Origin of the sequence: Methanocalculus sp. (assembly GCF_030651615.1) — an archaeon.
Lineage (GTDB): Archaea > Halobacteriota > Methanomicrobia > Methanomicrobiales > Methanocorpusculaceae > Methanocalculus.
Genome location: NZ_JAUSCG010000024.1, coordinates 1 through 18,373, shown reverse-complemented (window position 1 = coordinate 18,373; position 18,373 = coordinate 1). Strand labels below are relative to the sequence as shown.

The window sequence follows — 18,373 nt, the reverse complement described above, 5'->3', positions numbered from 1 at the left end:
GGTTCCGCTTTCCCCCCAGAGGGAAAGCCCCTGTTTCTTCCGGTAATCGTTGATTGCCGCATGGATGGCCTCTTCAGCAAGAACCGAGCAGTGAAGTTTCTGTGGAGGGAGTCCTTCCAGGGCTTCTGCGACTGCTTTGTTGGATATCTCCCATGCTTCCTCAAGTGTTTTACCCAGGATCATCTCAGTTGCCATAGACGAGGAGGCAACAGCAGCCCCGCATCCAAAGGTCTGAAACGATGCGTCTTCGACTCTGCCATCACGGATCTTTAAGAAGATCCTCATGATATCACCACACTTCTGGTTGCCGACCTCGCCTATTCCGTCGGCATCAGGAATCTCACGCTGGTTGCGTGGATTCATGAAATGGTCCATTACCTTCTCTGAGTACATGTTTATCACCTGGTTCTGAGTTCTTTTGGGGTTAGTGGGGACATGTCACGGAGACGCTGTACCACTTTTGGAACAACATCAAGGACATATGCTATCTCTTCTGCTGTCGTCTCTTCCCCAAGTGTCAGCCGGAGCGACCCATGGGCAACCTCATGCGGTATTCCACAGGCGAGGAGGACATGTGAGGGATCAAGTGAAGCTGATGTGCATGCGCTTCCACTCGATGCAGCTATACCGTGTGCATTCAGGAGGAGCAGTATTGACTCCCCTTCAATATATTCGAAGATGATGTTTGCGTTATTCGGGAGCCGTTCTGTCGGATGGCCGTTTAACCTGCTCTTTGGGATCCGGAGCAGTCCTGTAATGAGTGTATCACGGAGTTTTGTCAGTCGCTCTGACTTCTCCGGCATGATGGCAATGGCACGCTCGATTGCACGACCGAGACCAACGATTCCGGGGACATTCTCTGTACCTGCCCGACGTTTCTTCTCCTGCGCCCCGCCATGAATAAGCGGGTGAATCCTGGTACCTCGTCTGATATAGAGTGCCCCTACCCCTTTTGGACCACTGAATTTGTGGCCTGAGATCGAGAGGAGATCAACATTCAGTTCTCTGACATCTATTGGGATCTGGCCCACCCCCTGGACTGCATCTGTATGGAAGAGCACTTTATGTGATCGGGCAATCCCGCCTATCTCTTTGATAGGTTGAATCGTTCCGATCTCATTATTTGCAAGCATCACCGAGATGAGGATCGTATCGGGCCGTATCGCCGCTTCGACTGCTCCTGGTTGTACCATGCCATACTCGTCCACAGGAAGATAGGTCACCTCATACCCCTCCCTTTCAAGTGCTTCACAGGTGTGAAGTATGGCATGATGCTCAATTGCGGATGTGATTATGTGGCGACCCTTCTTACCATACGCAGAAGCAACTCCGCGTAGTGCCCAGTTATCAGACTCTGTCCCACCTGAAGTGAAGAAGATCTCTTCAGGTACAGCTCCCACTGCGGTTGCTACCTTCTTTCGGGCATCTTCAATAGCAGTGCGCGAGGCAGAAGCGAGGTCGTACAGCGACGAAGGGTTTCCGAAATGCTCTGTGAAGTAGGGAAGCATCGCAGATACAACGTCGGGATGTGTTCTTGTCGTGGCTGCATGATCCAGGTAAATAAGGCGTTTTTCTTCCATTGCTCTCCTCGTATCATGGTATCTTCATTGTCTGCAATAACCTTTTGTTACCAGGAAAGATCCCATCCTGTCAGTGATTCTTAAGTACCCCAAAAAAGAACAGTACCCCTAATGTACGCAGACAGACTTGACAATCTTCCACCCTATCTCTTTGCACGTATTGACGAGATGAAAGGAGCAAAAATTCGTTCAGGTGTCGATGTCATCGACCTCGGTGTCGGTGACCCGGATCTTCCGACACCTCCGCATATCGTCGATGCACTCTGTACTGCAGCCCGCGATCCTGCAACTCACCATTACCCGTCGTACCTTGGCCTCTCCACCTACCGTGAAGCGGTTGCCACCTGGTACAAAAACCGGTTTGGTGTCACAGCAGATCCGATGAGTGAAGTGATCACCCTGATCGGGTCAAAAGAAGGGATCGCTCACGTTCCCGAAGCGTTTGTGAACCCGGGGGATGTCGTCCTTGCAACAGATCCGGGGTATCCGGTGTACAAGACGTCAACCCTCTTTGCTGAAGGGATCTGTCATCCCCTCCCTCTCAATGAAGAGAACGGGTTCCTTCCGGATCTTGATGCAGTGCCGAAAGAGACTCTCAAAAAGACGAAGCTCCTCTTCTTCGGCTATCCGAACAACCCAACCGCTGCTATTGCCCCAATGAAGTTCTTCGAAGAGGTTGTATCGTTTGCACGGGAGCACAAAATCGTTGCCGTCCATGACAATGCCTACTCGGAGATCACCTTCGACGGGTATAAGGCTCCATCGTTTCTGGAGGCAGACGGGGCATCGGAGGTCGGCATTGAGATGCACTCCCTCTCAAAGACCTACAATATGACCGGATGGAGGCTTGGGATGGCTGTTGGCAACAAAGAGATCATCGCAGGGCTTGGCCGTGTAAAGACGAACATCGACTCAGGTGCCTTCGACGCAGTACAGCTCGCCGGAGTTGCTGCTTTAAACGGTCCGCAGGACTGTGTGGCAGAAGCCTGTTCGATCTACCAGGAACGGCGGGATGTTCTTGTTAAAGGTCTCAGAAGCATTGGATTCGATGTCCTGGCCCCAAAAGCCACCTTCTATGTCTGGATGAAGGTCGATGATTCGATGAAGTTTTCTGCCCGTCTCCTTGATGAGGCAGGGATCGTTGCCACACCGGGCATTGGGTTTGGCGCAAACGGTGAAGGATATGTCCGGTTCGCCATCACCCGATCGGTTGAGCGGATCGCTGAGGCTGTTGCACGTATGGAGGCGATGAGCCGATGACGATGCAGCTTCCAAATCATCTTTCCATCAAAGACGGACATCTGAACTCCGGAACACATGATCTCGTCGACCTTGCAGCGAAGTTTGGAACCCCGCTCTATGTCACAAATGAAGATCAGATCCTCGATAACTATATGAGGTACGAATCCGCGTTATCAAGCTGGTATCCGCACGTCAGACTTCTCTTTGCTGCTAAAGCGAATGGTAATCTTGCAGTCATCAGGGCACTCGCCAGAGCCGGTGCCGGTGCGGATGTATTCTCATCAGGTGAGCTGAACCTCGCTCTCCGTGCAGGGATGAAACCTGATCGCCTCCTCTTCAATGGAAGTTCAAAGACGGCCGCCGATCTCAGGCTCGCTGTTGAGACAGGGGTTCGTGTCTCGGTCGATTCGCTTGATGAACTTCATCAGCTCTCAAAGGTGGCGTCTGATCTGAAGAAGACGATCTCTGTTGCATTTCGGGTCAATCCGGCACTTGAGGTGCCGACACATCCAAAAATTGCAACCGGGCTTGCAACAACCAAATTCGGAATCCCCGCCGGTGAGATCCTCTCAGCCTATCAGGCAGCACTCGATGCCCCCTATGTCGTCCCGGTAGGGATGCACTGCCACATCGGGTCACAGATCCTTGATGTCGAGCCGTTTGCCCGTGCCGCTGCCGTTATGGCAAAGGTTGCAGGTGAGGTGACTGATATCGGTGTTGATCTCGAGTTCCTGGATATCGGTGGTGGTCTTGGAGTGCCATATCACCGGGAGACCGATGTTGCCCCGACACCTGAGGAGTATGCCGCCGCCGTCATGCCGGTCTTCCTTGAAGGGATCGAGAAGGCAGGGATATCGCCTGAATTCTGGGTTGAGCCGGGTCGCTGGCTCGTTGCCGAATCGACCGTTCTTCTTACCAGAGTGAACTCGGTGAAACGTGCATACAAGACGTTTGCCAATGTCGATGCAGGATTTAACCTCCTCATCCGTCCGGCGATGTATGACTCGTGGCATGAGGTGATCATGGCAAATAAGGCAGATATGCCTGGTGAAGAGCAGGTGACGATTGCAGGGCCGATCTGTGAAACCGGAGATATCATCGCAGCAGATCGTCTCCTTCCGGTACCTGAGACAGGGGATCTCATCGCGGTCCTTGACACTGGTGCATATGGATTTGCCATGTCATCTCAGTACAATGGGAGGCCGAGATCTCCTGAGATTATGGTGAAGGGAGACCGGGCAGAGGTTATCAGAAGAGGAGAAACGATCGACGACCTCTGCAGTACGATGGCAATTCCCTCCTGGCAGCAGGAATGAGAGGATCTCTGTGAGATTCCACTATGCCCTCGTCGATGATCTTCTGACCAGAGAAGAGTTTGACAGGCAGGTAGAGGAGATGGTTGCCTCTCATGGAGGGTTGATCGACGAGACGGCAGCTGCACTCCTCGTTGTTGAAGGGACAGGGAGAAGTCACCAGAAGATCGGTGCGATCACACCCTCCCCAACTCTCGTCTCTCTGTATGGAAAGGTGGCGGGAGTATCAACTCCAAAAGAGTTCACCCGTGACGATGGATCAGAGGGGTGTGTTGCCAGAGTTGAGGTTGCCGATGAGACCGGTACGGTCACACTCGTCCTATGGGATCAGATGGCAGCAGGTGTGGTTGAGATTGAAGAGGGTACGGTCATTGAGGTGATCGGACGGCCGAAGGAGGGGCGGAGAACCGAGGTGCATGCCCTTGCTGTCAGAGAGACGGCTGTAGAGATCTCTCTTGATTCAACTCCCAAACCTACTTTATCAAGGGAGACTGAGATCGATGCTCGTATTCTTGCTGTTGGGCCAACCCGCACAATTACCCGGAGAGATGGGGGTGAGGGGAAGGTAACCGAAGCGATCATAGGAGATGCAACCGGATGTGCAAGGTTTATCACCTGGAGTCCCGCCCTCTTTGATACTCTAACCGAAGGTGCATCCGTCAGGATACAGGGGGCTCTGCGGCGCTCATCAGATGAGGGGATCGAATATGTTGCTCAGGAGGAGACCCGTATCCTCCCGCTGGATCATGAGGTGCCTATCTGTCTTACTCCCCCTGGTGAGGTGATGGATAAGGGGGTATATTCTGTTCGGGGGACGATCACAACCCTCCACCCGGCACGACCATTTACAACCCGGAGGGGTGAAGCTTCATGGGTTCGCAACCTCTTCATCGATGGCCCCCTCAGAATAGTAATCTGGGGGGAGCGGGCGCGGGACCCCTTCCTCTGTGGTGAAACGATCGAGGTCTACAATGCTTCGGCACGACTGAACCGGTATGGTGATGTCGAACTCTCAGTTGGGTTTGGCAGTGCCATCCGTGTGATCCCGGATGTCTCGGAAGAGATGGTGGTTGAAGGTGTGACGATCCTCTCACCTGAAGGAATTTCGGTATTTGATGCTGGAAATCTCTATATTCTTGAATATGCTGTTCTCCCGCTGGCATCCCGTTTCCGTTTAAAAGGACGGCTTTCCGGGAGGAGGTTTCTGGTTGATGAGGCTGAACCAATCCCTGTTGATCCAACTGATCTTGAGGTGCGCGCAGAGGCACTCTGCGGCTCTTCACTTTCGCCCCCCGAGGTCAGACTTGATAATCTCTCTGTCTGAATATCAGAGTATATCTCAAATAAGGAGTTGGAAGATATGTCTGCAATCGATCTGGAAGAAGTTCCTGGTGTAGGTCCGGCGACCGCTGAGCGGCTCCGTGAGGCCGGTTATAGTACTGTTGAGAGCATCGCAACCGCATCGCCGGTTGATCTCGCTGAGGCTGCGGAGATAGGCGAGGCGACTGCGAAGAAGATGATCAAAGGGGCACGCGAGATCGCTGATATTGGTGGTTTCAAGACCGGGACCGATGTGCTCCTCCGCAGGCAGGAGGTCAGAAAACTCAGAACCTTTGTTCCTGAGTTTGATGATCTGCTTGGTGGGGGTATAGAGACCCAGGCGATCACCGAGCTGTATGGTGAGTTTGGGTCGGGAAAAAGTCAGATCGCTCATCAGATGGCAGTGAACTGCCAGCTCCCCGAGGAGTATGGAGGCCTCGGCGGTGGTTGTATCTTCATCGATACAGAGAATACCTTCCGTCCGGAACGTATCACCCAGATGGTTGAAGGGCTTGAGGTGGACTGTGAGGTGGGAACTCCTGAGGAAGTCCTCTCCCATATTCATGTTGCGCGTGCTCACACCTCTGATCACCAGATGCTGCTCATCGATACCGCGCGTGATCTGGCAAATGAGAAGAAAGAGAGTGGCATGCCGATCCGTCTCTTCATCATCGATTCGCTTACCGGACACTTCCGTGCAGAGTATGCAGGCCGTGGCACCCTGGCAACACGTCAGCAGAAACTGAACCGGCATATGCATGAACTCTTCAAACTCGTTGATGAACACAATGGTGTCGCCCTCGTCACCAATCAGGTGATGTCAAATCCGGGTGTCTTCTTTGGGGACCCCACAAAACCGATCGGCGGAAACATCGTTGGTCATTCGGCGACATTTCGGCTCTATCTCAGAAAGAGCAAGGCAGGTAAACGGATTGCAAGGCTTGTTGACAGTCCGAATCTTCCTGAGGGAGAGGCAACGTTTATGGTTGAGAAGGCGGGTATCAAGCCGTGCTGAAGGCACTCGTCTGTGATATTGACGGAACACTGACCGATGAGAACCGGAGGATCAATCTCCGCGCCATCGAGACTATCCGTCTCTTCATCGATCGGGGTATTCCTGTGGTGCTGGCATCAGGAAACACCATCTGTTTTCTTGATGCCATCGCCCGGATGATCGGAACGAATGGTGCAGTGATCGGTGAGAATGGCGGGGTTTTTCAGACCGGATTTGATGGCACCCCTCAGATTACCGGAGACCGATCTGTCTGCCTTGCAGCATACGATCGCCTCTCCGCACATTTCCTGAATCAGGGGATCGATCTGATTCCTTATAGTATGGCACTCAGATTTGCGGATGTCGCATTTGCCCGCACAGTCCCGGTGGATGAGGTGCGCTCAGTCGTCTCTGATTTGCCTGTCAGGGTGATAGATACCGGTTTTGCGATCCATCTCCAGTCTCCGGGGATCTCCAAAGGGACTGCACTTGCAGAGCTTGCGCCACTCCTTTCATTATCTCCCCTGGATTTTCTTGCGGTCGGGGACTCGGATAATGATCTTGAACTGCTTGAGTGCGTTGGTTATTCGATAACGATGGCAAATGGAAGTGAGCGCCTGAAAAAAGTTGCTGATATGGTTACAGAACACTCATTTGGTGATGGTTTTTCAGATGGTGTACTTTCTGCTCTTGAACGCTTCGGTTAAATATATCATCTGAGCATATACCGGTCAACCACAATATAATCCTTTATGTCCTTGACCGCTTCAAACGGTATGAGCATACAGTCATTATCGAGTTTGTAGCTTGAGGTGTCAAATCCCGTATCAGGTTTAACGATCATATTGATCACCTGGCCACTCGTGACATCGATGATGATATTCTTGAGTTGCCCGATAACCTTGCCGTCACTGCTCATGATCTTCTTGCGCCGAAGCGTACGAGCAAACGCTTTTGTCATAGAATGATGGTTGGTTGATAACTATATAAATTATTCTCATTTCCTTGAAAAAAAGGCGTTAAAGGGTGGGAAAGACTCGTATAATATCTGATTGTGTAAGGATGCCGATTGGTCTCCCCTCATCAACGACGATCAGCCTTCCTATCTCACGCTCTTTAAACCGCCTGATAACCTCATAAAGGCGGGTATTTGCAGGAGCTTCGATGACATCATGAGTCATGATGGTCCTGATCTCTGTATCGAGAGGCATACCGGCATCTATTGCCTTTATGATGTCGGTGAGCGTGACGATACCCTGAAGCTCTTCATTCAGAATAATCGGAACTCCATGAATTCTGTGTTCTAAGCAGATAGCTATCACTTTTTTTATCGAAGTTTGTGGAGGGATACTGATAAGAGGTGCACTCATGTAGTAGCGGATTGATTTCTTTGGAAGTGAGGTCATCTCAGATATGGAGATGAGGAGCGCACCCTGAATCTCGTCACGGCCAAATACTTCCCCCCGGATCATCAGTTTATTGACGGGGGTAGGACCAATGGTAATCTCTTCACCGATCATAAAATCCCGGACACTTCCGACGATCTTAATAAGAGAGTGGCAGAGGTCAGGGTGGCAGAGGGTGGTGAAGTCTATCTCGGTTACCCGGATTCCCTCGATCGGAACTCCGTTTTTAGATATGGTGACCTCGGCCTCGTTGTCGGTTGGTCTGATATTGAGCTCTTTATAGGCCTGTGCAGTGGGGTGATATCCGCCTTTAGGTCCCGGAATGCCATCAACAAGGCCAAGCGCCTTTAATGCCTGCATCTGGTTTCGTACAGTCCCGGGATTCCTCTTGATTATACCTGCTATATCGTCTCCTTTAATAGGATGAGAATGTTGATGATAGAGGGAGATTAATGTTATAAGAATATCTTTCTGGATAAGTGAGAGATCCATAATGATTGTTCATTCATATCCTGATAAATATCTTGGGGAAACGTAACTGATGTTTGATAAAATACCAACTGTTCCAACGGCAGATGAGATACTTGACCGGAGTTTCCGCCGTGCTGCAAAGAAGATGCGGGAGAAGAAAAACAAGGATCGTGCAAATGAGGAGTTTGTGCGGGCGGTCACCCAGGCAGTGCATGACAAACTGGTCTCGATCATCCAGTCTTTCCCTGAACTTGATACCCTTCCTCCCTTCTACCGGGATCTTGTGGAGATCCTCTTTGGAATTGAAGAGATGAGAAAGGCCTTTGGTGGAGTCGGCTGGGCGGCATGGCATTCACGTGATAAAGGGATGGATATCGCAAAGTCGATGCGGCGATCATCCGACAGCCTTGCGACAAGAAAACAGGCGGTTGCACGGATCGCTTCAATCGTCCATCAGATCGATAAGGATCTCCGGTATCTGAATGATGCACGAAATATCCTTCGTAAACTCCCGATTGTATCATCTGACGAATTTACCATCGTTATTGCAGGGTATCCGAATGTCGGGAAGAGTTCGTTCATAAGGCTTGTCTCGACAGCGACACCCGAGGTTGCGTCGTATCCGTTCACCACCAAAGGAGTGTTTGTCGGCCACCGTGACATCTCATGGCGTGAGCGTGTCCAGTTCATTGATACGCCGGGTATTCTTGATGCGTCAGGTACACGGGAAAGGAACAAAATCGAGCGGCAGGCACTGAATGCCCTCATTTATGTAGCTGATCTGATCATCTTCATCATTGATGCAAGTGAACATTGCGGATACGATCTTGCCACCCAGGAGCTGCTCCTTGAAGAAGTCAGAGGATTTGCCAAGGTTCCGGTGATCGTTGTGGCAAACAAAGCTGATCTTGTCAGGTATGAGGGTGTATTGAATATGTCAACAGTGACAAAAGAAGGGGTCGAAGAAGTTCTTGAAGCAGCACTTAAAGAACGAACACCCACGACCATTCGGATACCAGACTACATGCTGCAAGAAAACCAAGAATAACTCCCCCGTTTAATGGGGGAAGTCCTGCCTGGGGTTTTCCGGAGAAGACCATCATCAGCAGGACTCCTAATCCGACAAATGACCCTATTGCAGCTCCAATTGCTGGAATAGGGCTTGATAAAAAGGTATAGGCGGATACGACGAGGATTGCGGGCATGATAGCATCCCCCATTCCCATCAGAAACGTACCGCGCTCTTTCTTCACATCATCTTTTGGGGATTCCTGATCCTCTTCTGATGCTCTTATCTTCTCATAGGTGCCGGTGTAACCCCGCTCTTTTGGGATGATGAAGAGGATCGGCATCTTCTGATCCATCACCCCTTCCGCAAGGGTGATCATATGCTTCGTCCGATAGACCGATATCGCATCATAGATTGCGAGGATGGCAAGGAGAATGACAACAGGCAGTATGGCAAGTGATGCACCAAATATCGCCGCAACACCTGAGGCAAGAATGATCCCAAGAGCATCTACTACATACCATCTCGGATACCGGTACAGAATGATGACAGAAACCCCCGCAAGGGCGACAGGTCCGATCATCAATAGGATTCCGTCTCCGACAAAGGTGTACAGGATCGCCTGGAAGACATAGATGTAGGTGAGAAAGATGGCGCCGCCGATGATCAGACTGATCAGCTGCTGTTTTGCCGCTCGGATGAGCAGAAGAAGCAATGCAGTAAATATAAGGAGGATGGCAAGGAAGATGAACGGATTTGCCATTGAATCCGGGTCTTCAAACGCAGTCAGGCCGGCTTCAGTGACGGGGGAGGCCAGCAGGACCCCACCAACGATGACAGCAAGGAGAATTATTGGCATACCAAGAATGGCTGGAAGATTTCGTCGCTCCATATGTTCTGCTCCGGATAGGTAGCTTAATCTTTATGGTTCTTCTATGGTAAAACATGAACCTTCGTGATTCTATGCGGGATCTGATCCTCATCGTCGTGATGGTGCTTTCCACCCTCCTGCTCGTACTCCGGCTCTGGCAGGATATAACGATCGCGGTGGGAGCAACCCTGATGATGCTGTCTCTTGGCGGTCTCTTCGTCTCACTTGGAATGAAGATTCGGAGCCTTGAAGAGAATATCGTCGCCAGAGAGAGGACGATGCGGGTGAACCTTGAAGAGATCTCATCAAGCCTCAACCGTAAATATGATAGAACCGTTGAGCAGCTCGGCGAGATCGTGGACGGCATGACACGCCGTATGTACCGCTGACGGTGTAAGGGATGGGAGTTCCACTACGGCCATTACTGGAAGGGTGCCGCCATCCCGTCGAATGGGATGCTCTCTTCGGAGTGGCAGCTATTGATGCCAATAATGCACTCTATCAGTTCCTCTCTATCATCAGGCAGGCAGACGGAACACCATTGCAGGATGACAGAGGGCGGGTCACCTCTCACCTGTCAGGTCTCCTCTTCAGAACCACATACTTCCTTGAGCATGGGATCAGGCCATTCTACATCTTTGATGGCACTCCCCCCTCCCTGAAGGCGAAGACTCTTTCAAAAAGGCGCGAAATTCGGGAAGCAGGCAAAGAACAGTGGGATGATGCCCTGAGCCGAGGGGATACCGAGGCTGCATACCGCGCGGCGATGCAATCCTCAAAGGTCGATCGGGCAATTATTGAGAGCGGCCAGCGCCTCCTTGATGCCCTGGGAGTGCCCTGGATGGTAGCTCCTTCAGAAGGCGAAGCACAGTCTGCATTCTTTGTTGATGCCGGAATTGCCACATATTCGGTCTCCCAGGATTATGATTCACTCCTCTTTGGTGCTTCGGTGCTGGTCAGGAACCTGACGGTTTCTGGAAAACGTCGGATCAGGGGGAAGTCTGTGACCATCTCACCTGAGCGGATTTATCTCTTTGAACTTCTTGAAACCCTGGGAATTACGCGGGAGATGCTCGTTCAGATTGCCATCCTTGTCGGAACGGACTTTAATGAGGGGATCTATGGGATTGGTCCGAAGAAGGCAATGAAGATCGTAAGGGATGGGCACTTTCATGAGACGATCGCAGAGAAAGCTCCTGACCTCGATCCCGTTCCGATCATGGAGTTCTTCCTCTCCCCTCCAATAACACGAGATTTTCACCCGGAATGGCGCTCCCCGGACTCTGATCTTGTAGTAGAGATCCTCTGTTCCGAGTACGGTTTTTCAACAGAGCGGGTACAGCCTGTTCTCAACAGGATTGCAGGTCCGCCAAAAGGGATGTCGGGTCAGCAGAGGCTTGATGCCTGGTTCTGATCCCGGAAGACTAATGCGACTCAGATCACACCATCAACTATGGAATTTGGTGAGTATCGGGATGCTGCCTGTGGTCTGGACACTCCTTTCATCATCGGTGTTGCCGGGGACAGTGGTTCTGGAAAGACAACATTTACAAAACTGATACGGATCATCCTTGGACCTTCGGTCGTAGCTACGATTACCCTGGATGATTACCATCGGTATGACCGAAAGGAGCGATCTGATAAGGGCATTACCCCACTCCACCCGGATGCTAACCGTTTTGACCGTCTTGCTTCTGATATCGCCGCATTACGGCGCGGTGAGATGATACGGAAGCCGGTTTATAATCATACGACAGGCACTTTCGATCCGGATGTTGTATTCTCTCCAGGACGCATCATCATCCTTGAAGGTCTTCATACGCTCTTCAGTGAAGAGATCCGAAATCTGATCGACCTCTCGATCTTCGTTGATCCCGATCGTGATGTGAAATATGCCTGGAAGATCCGGCGCGATGTCGGAGACCGTGGACACAGCCAGGAGGATGTTCTGGCTGAGATTAGGAGAAGGGAGCCCGATTATCTTCAATATGTGGCGTTTCAGCGGCAGTATGCAGACCTGATTGTTCGAATTGAAGAGAGCAGGTGTTCATCCACTATGGAGAATCCCCCCTATCGCGTCTCTCTTGCACAAAATCCTCTTCTGACATGTCTCCCGCATGTCCCTCTCACCCTTGATCTCTCCAGGGTGCTGCCCCTTGCAGACGGTCCTTTCTGTATTGAGGGATCAGGTGTCGTTCTGGATGGCCGGAGTCTCCTTTCGCTCACGATGGATGGATATCTGCCTTATGGTTTTGCCCGTTCTCTTGAGGAGAGCATTGAGGCGCAGACCGAGGTCTGCGCTCTTCCGTTCTTCCCCGGCAGGCAGGTGTCTGCAACAGATGTCATCGCCCTCCTCATCGCATGGCGTATCATCTGCAGGCGGTGTGATCATGAAGAGATCGCCGCCTGATTCCGGTGAATCTATTTACGGTGATACAGGTAATCACTGATGTACTATGGATCGGATGGAGCATTTCTCGATCATTGCCCGTGATATCGGAGGTATCCTCCAGTTCATGGCTCTCGCCTCGTTTGCTCCGCTGGTAATTGCGGTCATCTATGCCGAATGGGATGCCTTTATTCCGATGGCTCTTGTCCCGATCATCTTCTTCACACTCGGCAGTTTACTCAGGATTGCTCCCCACTCCAGCAAACAGGCACGCCTCTCGGTTGCGTTGAGTGCGGTCGCCTTGATATGGCTTATTGCTTCGCTTATCGGAGCTATTCCCTTTTATCTTATTGCCGGGATGCCATACATCGACAGCGTCTTTGAAGCAATGTCCGGATGGACCACAACAGGTCTGACACTCGCATCAGGTCTTGATGACTTTCCAAAGACTCTCCTCTTCTGGAGATCCCTTATGCAATGGCTTGGTGGTATGGGGATCGTCGCATTCACGGTTGCGATGGTGAACAGATCCGGTCTTGTCCAGCGGGGACTCTATCGGTCTGAAGCGCGGTCTGAAGCATTCATGCCGAGTGTGGTGGATACCGGGGCTCAGATGTGGAAGATATATATCGCACTTACCTTCGCCGGTATCGGTCTTGTCATGCTTTCTGGAGTGGGTCTCTGGGATGCAATGAACCTGGTGTTTTCTGCCATCTCATCAGGCGGCTTTACAATGTATGATGCCGGAATTGTCAATTATAACAATCCTTTTCTGGAGATACTCCTCATCCCGGTGATGATCGCAGGGGCGCTCCCCTTCAAACTCTACTTCATGCTGTATGCAAAGCGGATCTCTTTGTTCTTCCGCGATCTTCAGGCCATCCTCCTCTTTGCCATCATCGCATCAGGTATCCTCATCGTCACCTATGATCTCATCAATCTCAACGGGCTGACCATCCCCGATTCGATTCGGTACGGGCTTTTCATGGTCGTATCTGCGGCAACGTCTACCGGTTTTCAGAATACGAATCTCGGCCTCTGGCCGCATGCCACCATCCTCGTTTTGACAGCAATGATGATCATTGGGGGATCGAGCGGGAGCACTGCCGGAGGCATCAAGCTTGGTAGGGTCCTGATCTGCTATGATGGTCTTGTCTGGTGGTTCCGACGGATCTTCGTCTCAGGACGGGCTGTTATTCCGTTCCGTCATGAAGGCAGGAGCATCCCGAAGATGATCGCGGAGTATGAGGTCTCGAAGAATATGCTCGTCATCATCCTCTATTTCATCATCCTCTTCTCCAGTACGATTTTATTCCTCCAGTTTGAGGGTTTGGTCTCGGATACCAGTCATATTATCTTCGAAGTTATCTCTGCACTCAGTAACAATGGGATGTCAACAGGTCCAATATCTCCCACGATGTCGAATGGATCAAAGATCCTTTTCATCTTCCTGATGTGGCTTGGTCGTCTTGAGATTCTCCCGATTATTGTTCTTATCGTCGGCCTTGTCAAAGGATTTGAGAGGACCTGATTTCTGCAATCATGGTGGAGTTATCACAACTTCTATACTCTTTAACAGCCCATGTATCAGTGATGAGACAGATTGCCCTCTATGGAAAGGGCGGTATCGGAAAGTCGACAACGTCGGCAAATTTATCGGCAGCATGGTCGGATAAAGGGCTGAATATCCTTCAGATTGGCTGCGACCCAAAACATGACAGCACCAGAATGCTGATGCATGGTCGTGTGATCCCAACTGTTCTTGATGTAATCCGTGAACAACAGAAAGATGTCTCGACAAGCGATGTCATCTTCACAGGTTATTCCGGTGTCCGCTGTGTCGAAGCCGGAGGTCCTGAGCCTGGAATCGGTTGTGCGGGCCGTGGAATTATCGCAACGTTTCAGCTCCTTGAGAAACTCGGAGCACTCAGGGGTGATCTGATCGTCTATGACGTTCTTGGAGACGTCGTCTGCGGAGGCTTTGCGATGCCGATGCGGGAAGGGTATGCAAAAGAGGTCTACCTTGTCACATCAGGGGAGTTGATGTCTCTCTATGCAGCAAATAATATCGCAAAAGCGATTGCACGACTCAGTTCAAACAGCAGGAGTCAGGTCCGGCTGGGTGGTGTGATCGGGAATGGTAAGAATATCCCTGATGAAGAAGCACTCGTCTCTGAATTTGCAACTGCCATCGGTTCAAAGCTGATCGCGTTCATACCACGGTCTCCTACCGTTCAGCAGGCTGAACTGAATAAGAAGACTGTACTTGAATATGCCCCGGACTCTTCCCAGGCGATGGTCTACCGAAGCTGTGCAGATGCAATCCTTATGAATACGGAATTCTCCGTTCCAACGCCGCTCTCAATGGATGATCTCGAATCGCTCGCCTATCGATATCTCAAGGAGTGAAGGATGCACGTTAACCGGTGTTCTTTCGGTCACCGGTTTTCTTGATGATGCAGTCACCGTGATTCATGGGCCCTCCGGCTGCACCCATCATAATGCCTCTCTTCTGTATGCATCACTCGCAGAGATCGATTCATTCGATCTTCCACGGTTTATATCAAGCAATGTGCTTGAGGAGGATGTGATCTTTGGTGGTGAAGATGCCCTTCTGCATGCGATTGATGCGGCAGAGGCACTTGACCCGGCACTCATCTGTGTTGTCTCCACCTGCATTGCAGATACCATCGGTGATGATACTGCCGCAGTATGTCGGAAGCCAAGAGGGATACCTGTCGTATATATTCCGGGTTCAGGTTTTCTCGGCGGTGGTTTCTCCGAAGGGATTAAAAATGCTCTTCTGAGTCTTATTCCTCTATCCCCCTCTATGGCTTCCTCTCCCGAAGAGGGTGTGATGATCGTTGGCGAAAAGAATCTCGAATATGAGGCTGACGAAAACTTTGACGAAGTCTCACGGCTGATATCTCTTCTTGGCCTCCATACCGGCCTCCGTTTTGTCCGGAGAATGCCTGCGCCTGCGTGCCAGAGGATCAGTGTAGCCCCTCTTGCCGTCCTGAGAGATCCCTCACTTGAGCCTGTCGGGTCAGCACTCAGAGAACGGTTTGGCACATCGATCATCTCAGGTTTTCCTATTGGGCCTGATGGCACCCTCAACTTTCTCCGATCCCTTGGTGAATCTGGCGGGATCGATTCCCTCCCGGCAATCAGGGATGAGGAGGGTCATCTGGAAGATCTCTATGATACATTCTCTGATCTGTCCGGCCTCTCTGTTACATTTGACCCAAAGAGTGCAAACCCCGGTTCGGCAGATGTTGCGGAATCAATGATACAGGTACTTGGAATGAAGAAGACCGCATCCGGCCATCTTCTTCCCCTGCCGTATGATCCCCCTGTTGGAACTGCCGGAACAAAAAGGATGTTGCATGCATGGCGGAGGTCTCTTTCCCGTGCCTGAATGTACAAACCCTGTCTGGCCATGTGCCCTGACCGGTGCGGCAGCCTTTCTTGCGGGTTTTCGTGGACTCTCTGTGGTGATCCATGGTTCAAGCGGCTGTTACTACTATCCGAGATCCCTCATCAAGGCACCACTCTTCGGCTCGTTTATTATGCAGGATGAGGTGATCTTCGGCACAGGTGATCGCCTCCGTTCGGTCATCTCGGATGTCTCAAAGGATTCAGAAAGGGTGGCAGTTGTCACCTCCTGCGTTCCTGCATTGATGGGGGAAGATCTCGCATCTGAGCTGGATGGTTTTTCAGCTCTTCTCATCGACTCACCCGGTTTTCTTGGGGGTGCCGAGGCCGGATACCGGATCGCCTCTGAGGTGCTACTGAGGGAGGCGACTGTTACGACAGAGGGTGTTAATATCGGAGGTATCTGCCTTCTTGATCCCTTCCACCGTGGAAATCTCCATGAATCAAGACGGCTCCTTGCGATGGCAGGGATACCCGTTGGTGCTGTCATCTCCTATGACCGGCTGGATGCGCTCTCGCGTCTGGCGCCTGTTACAGTCTATGCGAATCCCGATTATACAGCCTCAGGATATGAAGGGGGAACACTCCTTGGATTCTCTGCCATTAAGAAGACGTTCTCTTCTCTGTCCGGGGACCCCTCTTCTGTTCTGGCAGAGTGTGACTGGGCAGAAGAGATGGTGATTGCTGTCTGTGAGAAGTATCTCCGGAGAAACGACCCTCCAAATGCCGCTATATGTTCTCAGGCCGGGTATGCAGGATTTTTCGCTGATCTTCTTGTACGGTATCTTGGATCAGATACTCCCTTGATCCTCAGAAGGAATGAGACTGATCTCCCGGCTGTCACCGACTACGATCAGATCGCGGATGCTCTGCATGGTGACTCCTATAATCTTATCATCGGCTCTTCATATGAAGCTCAGATGAAACCTGATGCCGGCTTTGTCGGTGTGACCCCCCCGATTCGTGGACGGATTGTTATCGGAAGCCGACCACTTGCGGGCATTGAAGGTGTCATCACTGCGGTCGAGATGATATTGAACGCACTTATGGATAAGAAAAAGAGAGTTTGATGAGTCTATGTGGGGTTGACCCGGCATACAAGCTCATCCGTTGATCCAGTATGAAACCGTCGTTGGGTTTGCTGTGATCCATGCACGTGCAGCTTCCTCTTCGGGCATGCCACCTTCAATGCTGGTCATGACAACCGCAATATCGTCAGCTGTCCACTGGAAACGTTCAAGGATTGCATAAGCCTCCGGCTTATCCTCTTTGAGTCCAACACGTGAGATGGTGACGATGTCTTCAGCATCACCATAGACGCCTTTTGGATCATCGAGGAACTTCAGGTCATAACGGCCAAACTTCCAGTGTGGCGCCCATCCGGTAACGACGACCCACTCTTCACTGTTGATCTTTGATCTCAGTTCAGCTGCCATTCCGCCACTGCTGCTCGCAACCAATTCATAATTGAGGGCGTATTCATCAATTGCATTCTCTGTTGCGGACATAATTCCCGCGCCCGGATCGATACCAATGATCTTTCCATCAAATGAATCAGCAACACCGTTCATCTCCTCGATCGAGTTGATGGTGACATATGTCGGAACAACAAGACCGATACGGGCCGATCCTTTGATATTCTCATTGACATACACGAGGTTGTCGCCGTACTGCTCCCAGTATGCGCCGTGAGTGTGGGGGAGCCATGCGGTTGTGGTGACATCAATATCACCACGTGCAAGCCCGGCATAGAGGGGGCCTGCATCGACTGCGATGAGATTCACCGTATATCCTGCATCTTCTAACGTAGCCTTCAGGACATTTGTGCTTGATATGGCACAGTCCCAGGTGACATACCCAATTGAGATCTCTTTTGCTGGTTCTGCTGGCTTCTCATCCACACACCCTGATACCAGAAGTGCTGAGATGAGGATCAGACCTGCAATGATAGAAATTACCATGTGTTTAGAAGTCATGTATTTTCACCATACTTGAGTAATAAATTTAGGAGTCATAATAGACCGATTCAGTTTGGGGGTTTATATGTGAAAAGATTTATTGAGTATCTTTAAATTATAGAAGATATTTCCGATGAGATCACCTCTTGTCTGCCTCTGTCGGACCTGACGTGATCAAGCTCTGGGTGATCCGATCAAGGATAATTGCGAGGATAACAATCGCAAGACCCGCTTCAAAACCCATCGCGATATCGACCCGCTGGATCCCAACCAACACCTGGTACCCAAGTCCTCCAGCTCCGATCATCGATGCGATGACAACCATCGAGAGGGCGAGCATGATGCACTGGTTCACGCCTGCCATGATCGTCGGAAGTGCTACCGG

19 protein-coding genes and 1 pseudogene are annotated in these 18,373 nt (G+C 51.1%); 13 read left to right on the top strand and 7 right to left on the bottom strand.

The window, feature by feature from the left end; genetic code table 11:
• Together nifU and nifS are read right to left on the bottom strand one after the other, a co-directional pair.
• On the bottom strand, positions 1-393 hold a 393-nt coding region (nifU, locus tag Q7V06_RS00870; protein WP_304836673.1), incomplete at its 3' end, for a Fe-S cluster assembly scaffold protein NifU.
• Between the two features lie 5 nt (positions 394-398).
• Entirely contained in the window at positions 399-1,580 is a 1,182-nt protein-coding gene (nifS, locus tag Q7V06_RS00865; RefSeq protein WP_304836670.1) for a cysteine desulfurase NifS, read from the bottom strand.
• A 111-nt stretch (positions 1,581-1,691) separates the two neighbouring features.
• Between nifS and Q7V06_RS00860 the strand changes: the two genes are divergently transcribed.
• Genes Q7V06_RS00860 through Q7V06_RS00840 form a run of 5 tightly spaced genes read left to right on the top strand, consistent with a single transcriptional unit; the run spans position 1,692 to position 7,156 of the window.
• Positions 1,692-2,840, top strand: a complete 1,149-nt coding sequence (locus Q7V06_RS00860; protein WP_304836667.1) for an LL-diaminopimelate aminotransferase — start codon at positions 1,692-1,694, stop codon at positions 2,838-2,840.
• Positions 2,841-2,842: 2 nt separating this feature from the next.
• Positions 2,843-4,138: a diaminopimelate decarboxylase gene (gene lysA / locus Q7V06_RS00855; RefSeq protein WP_304836678.1), complete on the top strand. Its 1,296-nt coding sequence runs from the start codon at positions 2,843-2,845 to the stop codon at positions 4,136-4,138.
• Between the two features lie 10 nt (positions 4,139-4,148).
• On the top strand, positions 4,149-5,459 hold the full coding sequence (locus tag Q7V06_RS00850) for an OB-fold nucleic acid binding domain-containing protein (protein ID WP_304836664.1): 1,311 nt from the start codon (positions 4,149-4,151) through the stop codon (positions 5,457-5,459).
• Between the two features lie 36 nt (positions 5,460-5,495).
• On the top strand, positions 5,496-6,470 hold the full coding sequence (gene radA, locus Q7V06_RS00845; RefSeq protein WP_304836661.1) for a DNA repair and recombination protein RadA: 975 nt from the start codon (positions 5,496-5,498) through the stop codon (positions 6,468-6,470).
• Positions 6,464-7,156 carry a phosphoglycolate phosphatase gene (locus tag Q7V06_RS00840; protein ID WP_304836657.1) on the top strand — a complete coding sequence of 231 codons (693 nt, stop codon included), beginning with the start codon at positions 6,464-6,466 and terminating at the stop codon, positions 7,154-7,156. The genes radA and Q7V06_RS00840 overlap by 7 nt, the downstream gene beginning before the upstream one ends.
• Before the next feature lie 5 nt (positions 7,157-7,161).
• Here Q7V06_RS00840 and Q7V06_RS00835 read toward each other — a convergent pair whose 3' ends face one another.
• A complete protein-coding gene (locus tag Q7V06_RS00835) occupies positions 7,162-7,410 on the bottom strand; it encodes a PRC-barrel domain-containing protein (RefSeq protein ID WP_304836655.1) in 249 nt (82 codons plus the stop codon).
• Positions 7,411-7,468: 58 nt separating this feature from the next.
• Entirely contained in the window at positions 7,469-8,347 is an 879-nt protein-coding gene (locus Q7V06_RS00830) for a CBS domain-containing protein (RefSeq protein WP_304836653.1), read from the bottom strand.
• Between the two features lie 46 nt (positions 8,348-8,393).
• Between Q7V06_RS00830 and Q7V06_RS00825 the strand changes: the two genes are divergently transcribed.
• On the top strand, positions 8,394-9,374 hold the full coding sequence (locus Q7V06_RS00825; RefSeq protein ID WP_304836675.1) for a GTPase: 981 nt from the start codon (positions 8,394-8,396) through the stop codon (positions 9,372-9,374).
• Here Q7V06_RS00825 and Q7V06_RS00820 read toward each other — a convergent pair.
• The gene (locus Q7V06_RS00820) at positions 9,310-10,227 is read right to left on the bottom strand and encodes a presenilin family intramembrane aspartyl protease PSH (protein ID WP_304836649.1); all 918 of its coding nucleotides are present in this window, start codon (positions 10,225-10,227) and stop codon (positions 9,310-9,312) included. The genes Q7V06_RS00825 and Q7V06_RS00820 overlap by 65 nt on opposite strands.
• 53 nt (positions 10,228-10,280) lie before the next feature.
• On the opposite strand from Q7V06_RS00820, the gene Q7V06_RS00815 reads away from it, so the two are divergent.
• The 7 genes from Q7V06_RS00815 (at position 10,281) to Q7V06_RS00785 (ending at position 17,100) form a co-directional block, all read left to right on the top strand.
• Positions 10,281-10,595, top strand: a complete 315-nt coding sequence (locus tag Q7V06_RS00815; RefSeq protein WP_304836646.1) for a hypothetical protein — start codon at positions 10,281-10,283, stop codon at positions 10,593-10,595.
• Positions 10,596-10,606: 11 nt separating this feature from the next.
• On the top strand, positions 10,607-11,620 hold the full coding sequence (gene fen / locus Q7V06_RS00810; RefSeq protein WP_304836643.1) for a flap endonuclease-1: 1,014 nt from the start codon (positions 10,607-10,609) through the stop codon (positions 11,618-11,620).
• Positions 11,621-11,659: 39 nt separating this feature from the next.
• A complete protein-coding gene (locus Q7V06_RS00805; protein ID WP_304836640.1) occupies positions 11,660-12,616 on the top strand; it encodes a phosphoribulokinase in 957 nt (318 codons plus the stop codon).
• A gap of 46 nt (positions 12,617-12,662) precedes the next feature.
• The gene (locus Q7V06_RS00800; RefSeq protein WP_304836637.1) at positions 12,663-14,126 is read left to right on the top strand and encodes a TrkH family potassium uptake protein; all 1,464 of its coding nucleotides are present in this window, start codon (positions 12,663-12,665) and stop codon (positions 14,124-14,126) included.
• A gap of 62 nt (positions 14,127-14,188) precedes the next feature.
• The gene (gene cfbC / locus Q7V06_RS00795) at positions 14,189-15,004 is read left to right on the top strand and encodes a Ni-sirohydrochlorin a,c-diamide reductive cyclase ATP-dependent reductase subunit (RefSeq protein ID WP_304836634.1); all 816 of its coding nucleotides are present in this window, start codon (positions 14,189-14,191) and stop codon (positions 15,002-15,004) included.
• A complete protein-coding gene (locus tag Q7V06_RS00790; protein WP_304836630.1) occupies positions 14,964-16,013 on the top strand; it encodes a nitrogenase component 1 in 1,050 nt (349 codons plus the stop codon). The genes cfbC and Q7V06_RS00790 overlap by 41 nt, the downstream gene beginning before the upstream one ends.
• Positions 15,982-17,100, top strand: coding sequence for a nitrogenase component 1 (locus Q7V06_RS00785; RefSeq protein WP_304836627.1), 1,119 nt, complete (start codon positions 15,982-15,984; stop codon positions 17,098-17,100). The genes Q7V06_RS00790 and Q7V06_RS00785 overlap by 32 nt, the downstream gene beginning before the upstream one ends.
• 33 nt (positions 17,101-17,133) lie before the next feature.
• Here the strand turns inward: Q7V06_RS00785 and Q7V06_RS00780 are convergent, their stop codons facing one another.
• Complete coding sequence (locus Q7V06_RS00780; RefSeq protein ID WP_304836624.1) at positions 17,134-18,006, bottom strand: glycine betaine ABC transporter substrate-binding protein; 873 nt, start codon at positions 18,004-18,006, stop codon at positions 17,134-17,136.
• A gap of 121 nt (positions 18,007-18,127) precedes the next feature.
• Positions 18,128-18,373, bottom strand: a pseudogene (locus Q7V06_RS00775) (proline/glycine betaine ABC transporter permease); the annotation flags it as partial.

What these genes read in the sequence shown, in the direction of transcription:
- lysA (WP_304836678.1), top strand. Translation starts at nt 2,843, where the DNA reads ATGCAGCTTCCAAATCATCTTTCCATCAAAGACGGACATCTGAACTCC.
- Q7V06_RS00780 (WP_304836624.1), bottom strand. Translation starts at nt 18,006, where the DNA reads ATGACTTCTAAACACATGGTAATTTCTATCATTGCAGGTCTGATCCTC.
- fen (WP_304836643.1), top strand. Translation starts at nt 10,607, where the DNA reads ATGGGAGTTCCACTACGGCCATTACTGGAAGGGTGCCGCCATCCCGTC.
- Q7V06_RS00860 (WP_304836667.1), top strand. Translation starts at nt 1,692, where the DNA reads ATGTACGCAGACAGACTTGACAATCTTCCACCCTATCTCTTTGCACGT.
- radA (WP_304836661.1), top strand. Translation starts at nt 5,496, where the DNA reads ATGTCTGCAATCGATCTGGAAGAAGTTCCTGGTGTAGGTCCGGCGACC.
- Q7V06_RS00790 (WP_304836630.1), top strand. Translation starts at nt 14,964, where the DNA reads ATGATCTCGAATCGCTCGCCTATCGATATCTCAAGGAGTGAAGGATGC.
- Q7V06_RS00830 (WP_304836653.1), bottom strand. Translation starts at nt 8,347, where the DNA reads ATGGATCTCTCACTTATCCAGAAAGATATTCTTATAACATTAATCTCC.
- Q7V06_RS00805 (WP_304836640.1), top strand. Translation starts at nt 11,660, where the DNA reads ATGGAATTTGGTGAGTATCGGGATGCTGCCTGTGGTCTGGACACTCCT.
- Q7V06_RS00835 (WP_304836655.1), bottom strand. Translation starts at nt 7,410, where the DNA reads ATGACAAAAGCGTTTGCTCGTACGCTTCGGCGCAAGAAGATCATGAGC.
- cfbC (WP_304836634.1), top strand. Translation starts at nt 14,189, where the DNA reads ATGAGACAGATTGCCCTCTATGGAAAGGGCGGTATCGGAAAGTCGACA.
- Q7V06_RS00815 (WP_304836646.1), top strand. Translation starts at nt 10,281, where the DNA reads ATGAACCTTCGTGATTCTATGCGGGATCTGATCCTCATCGTCGTGATG.
- Q7V06_RS00820 (WP_304836649.1), bottom strand. Translation starts at nt 10,227, where the DNA reads ATGGAGCGACGAAATCTTCCAGCCATTCTTGGTATGCCAATAATTCTC.
- Q7V06_RS00800 (WP_304836637.1), top strand. Translation starts at nt 12,663, where the DNA reads ATGGATCGGATGGAGCATTTCTCGATCATTGCCCGTGATATCGGAGGT.
- nifS (WP_304836670.1), bottom strand. Translation starts at nt 1,580, where the DNA reads ATGGAAGAAAAACGCCTTATTTACCTGGATCATGCAGCCACGACAAGA.
- Q7V06_RS00785 (WP_304836627.1), top strand. Translation starts at nt 15,982, where the DNA reads ATGCATGGCGGAGGTCTCTTTCCCGTGCCTGAATGTACAAACCCTGTC.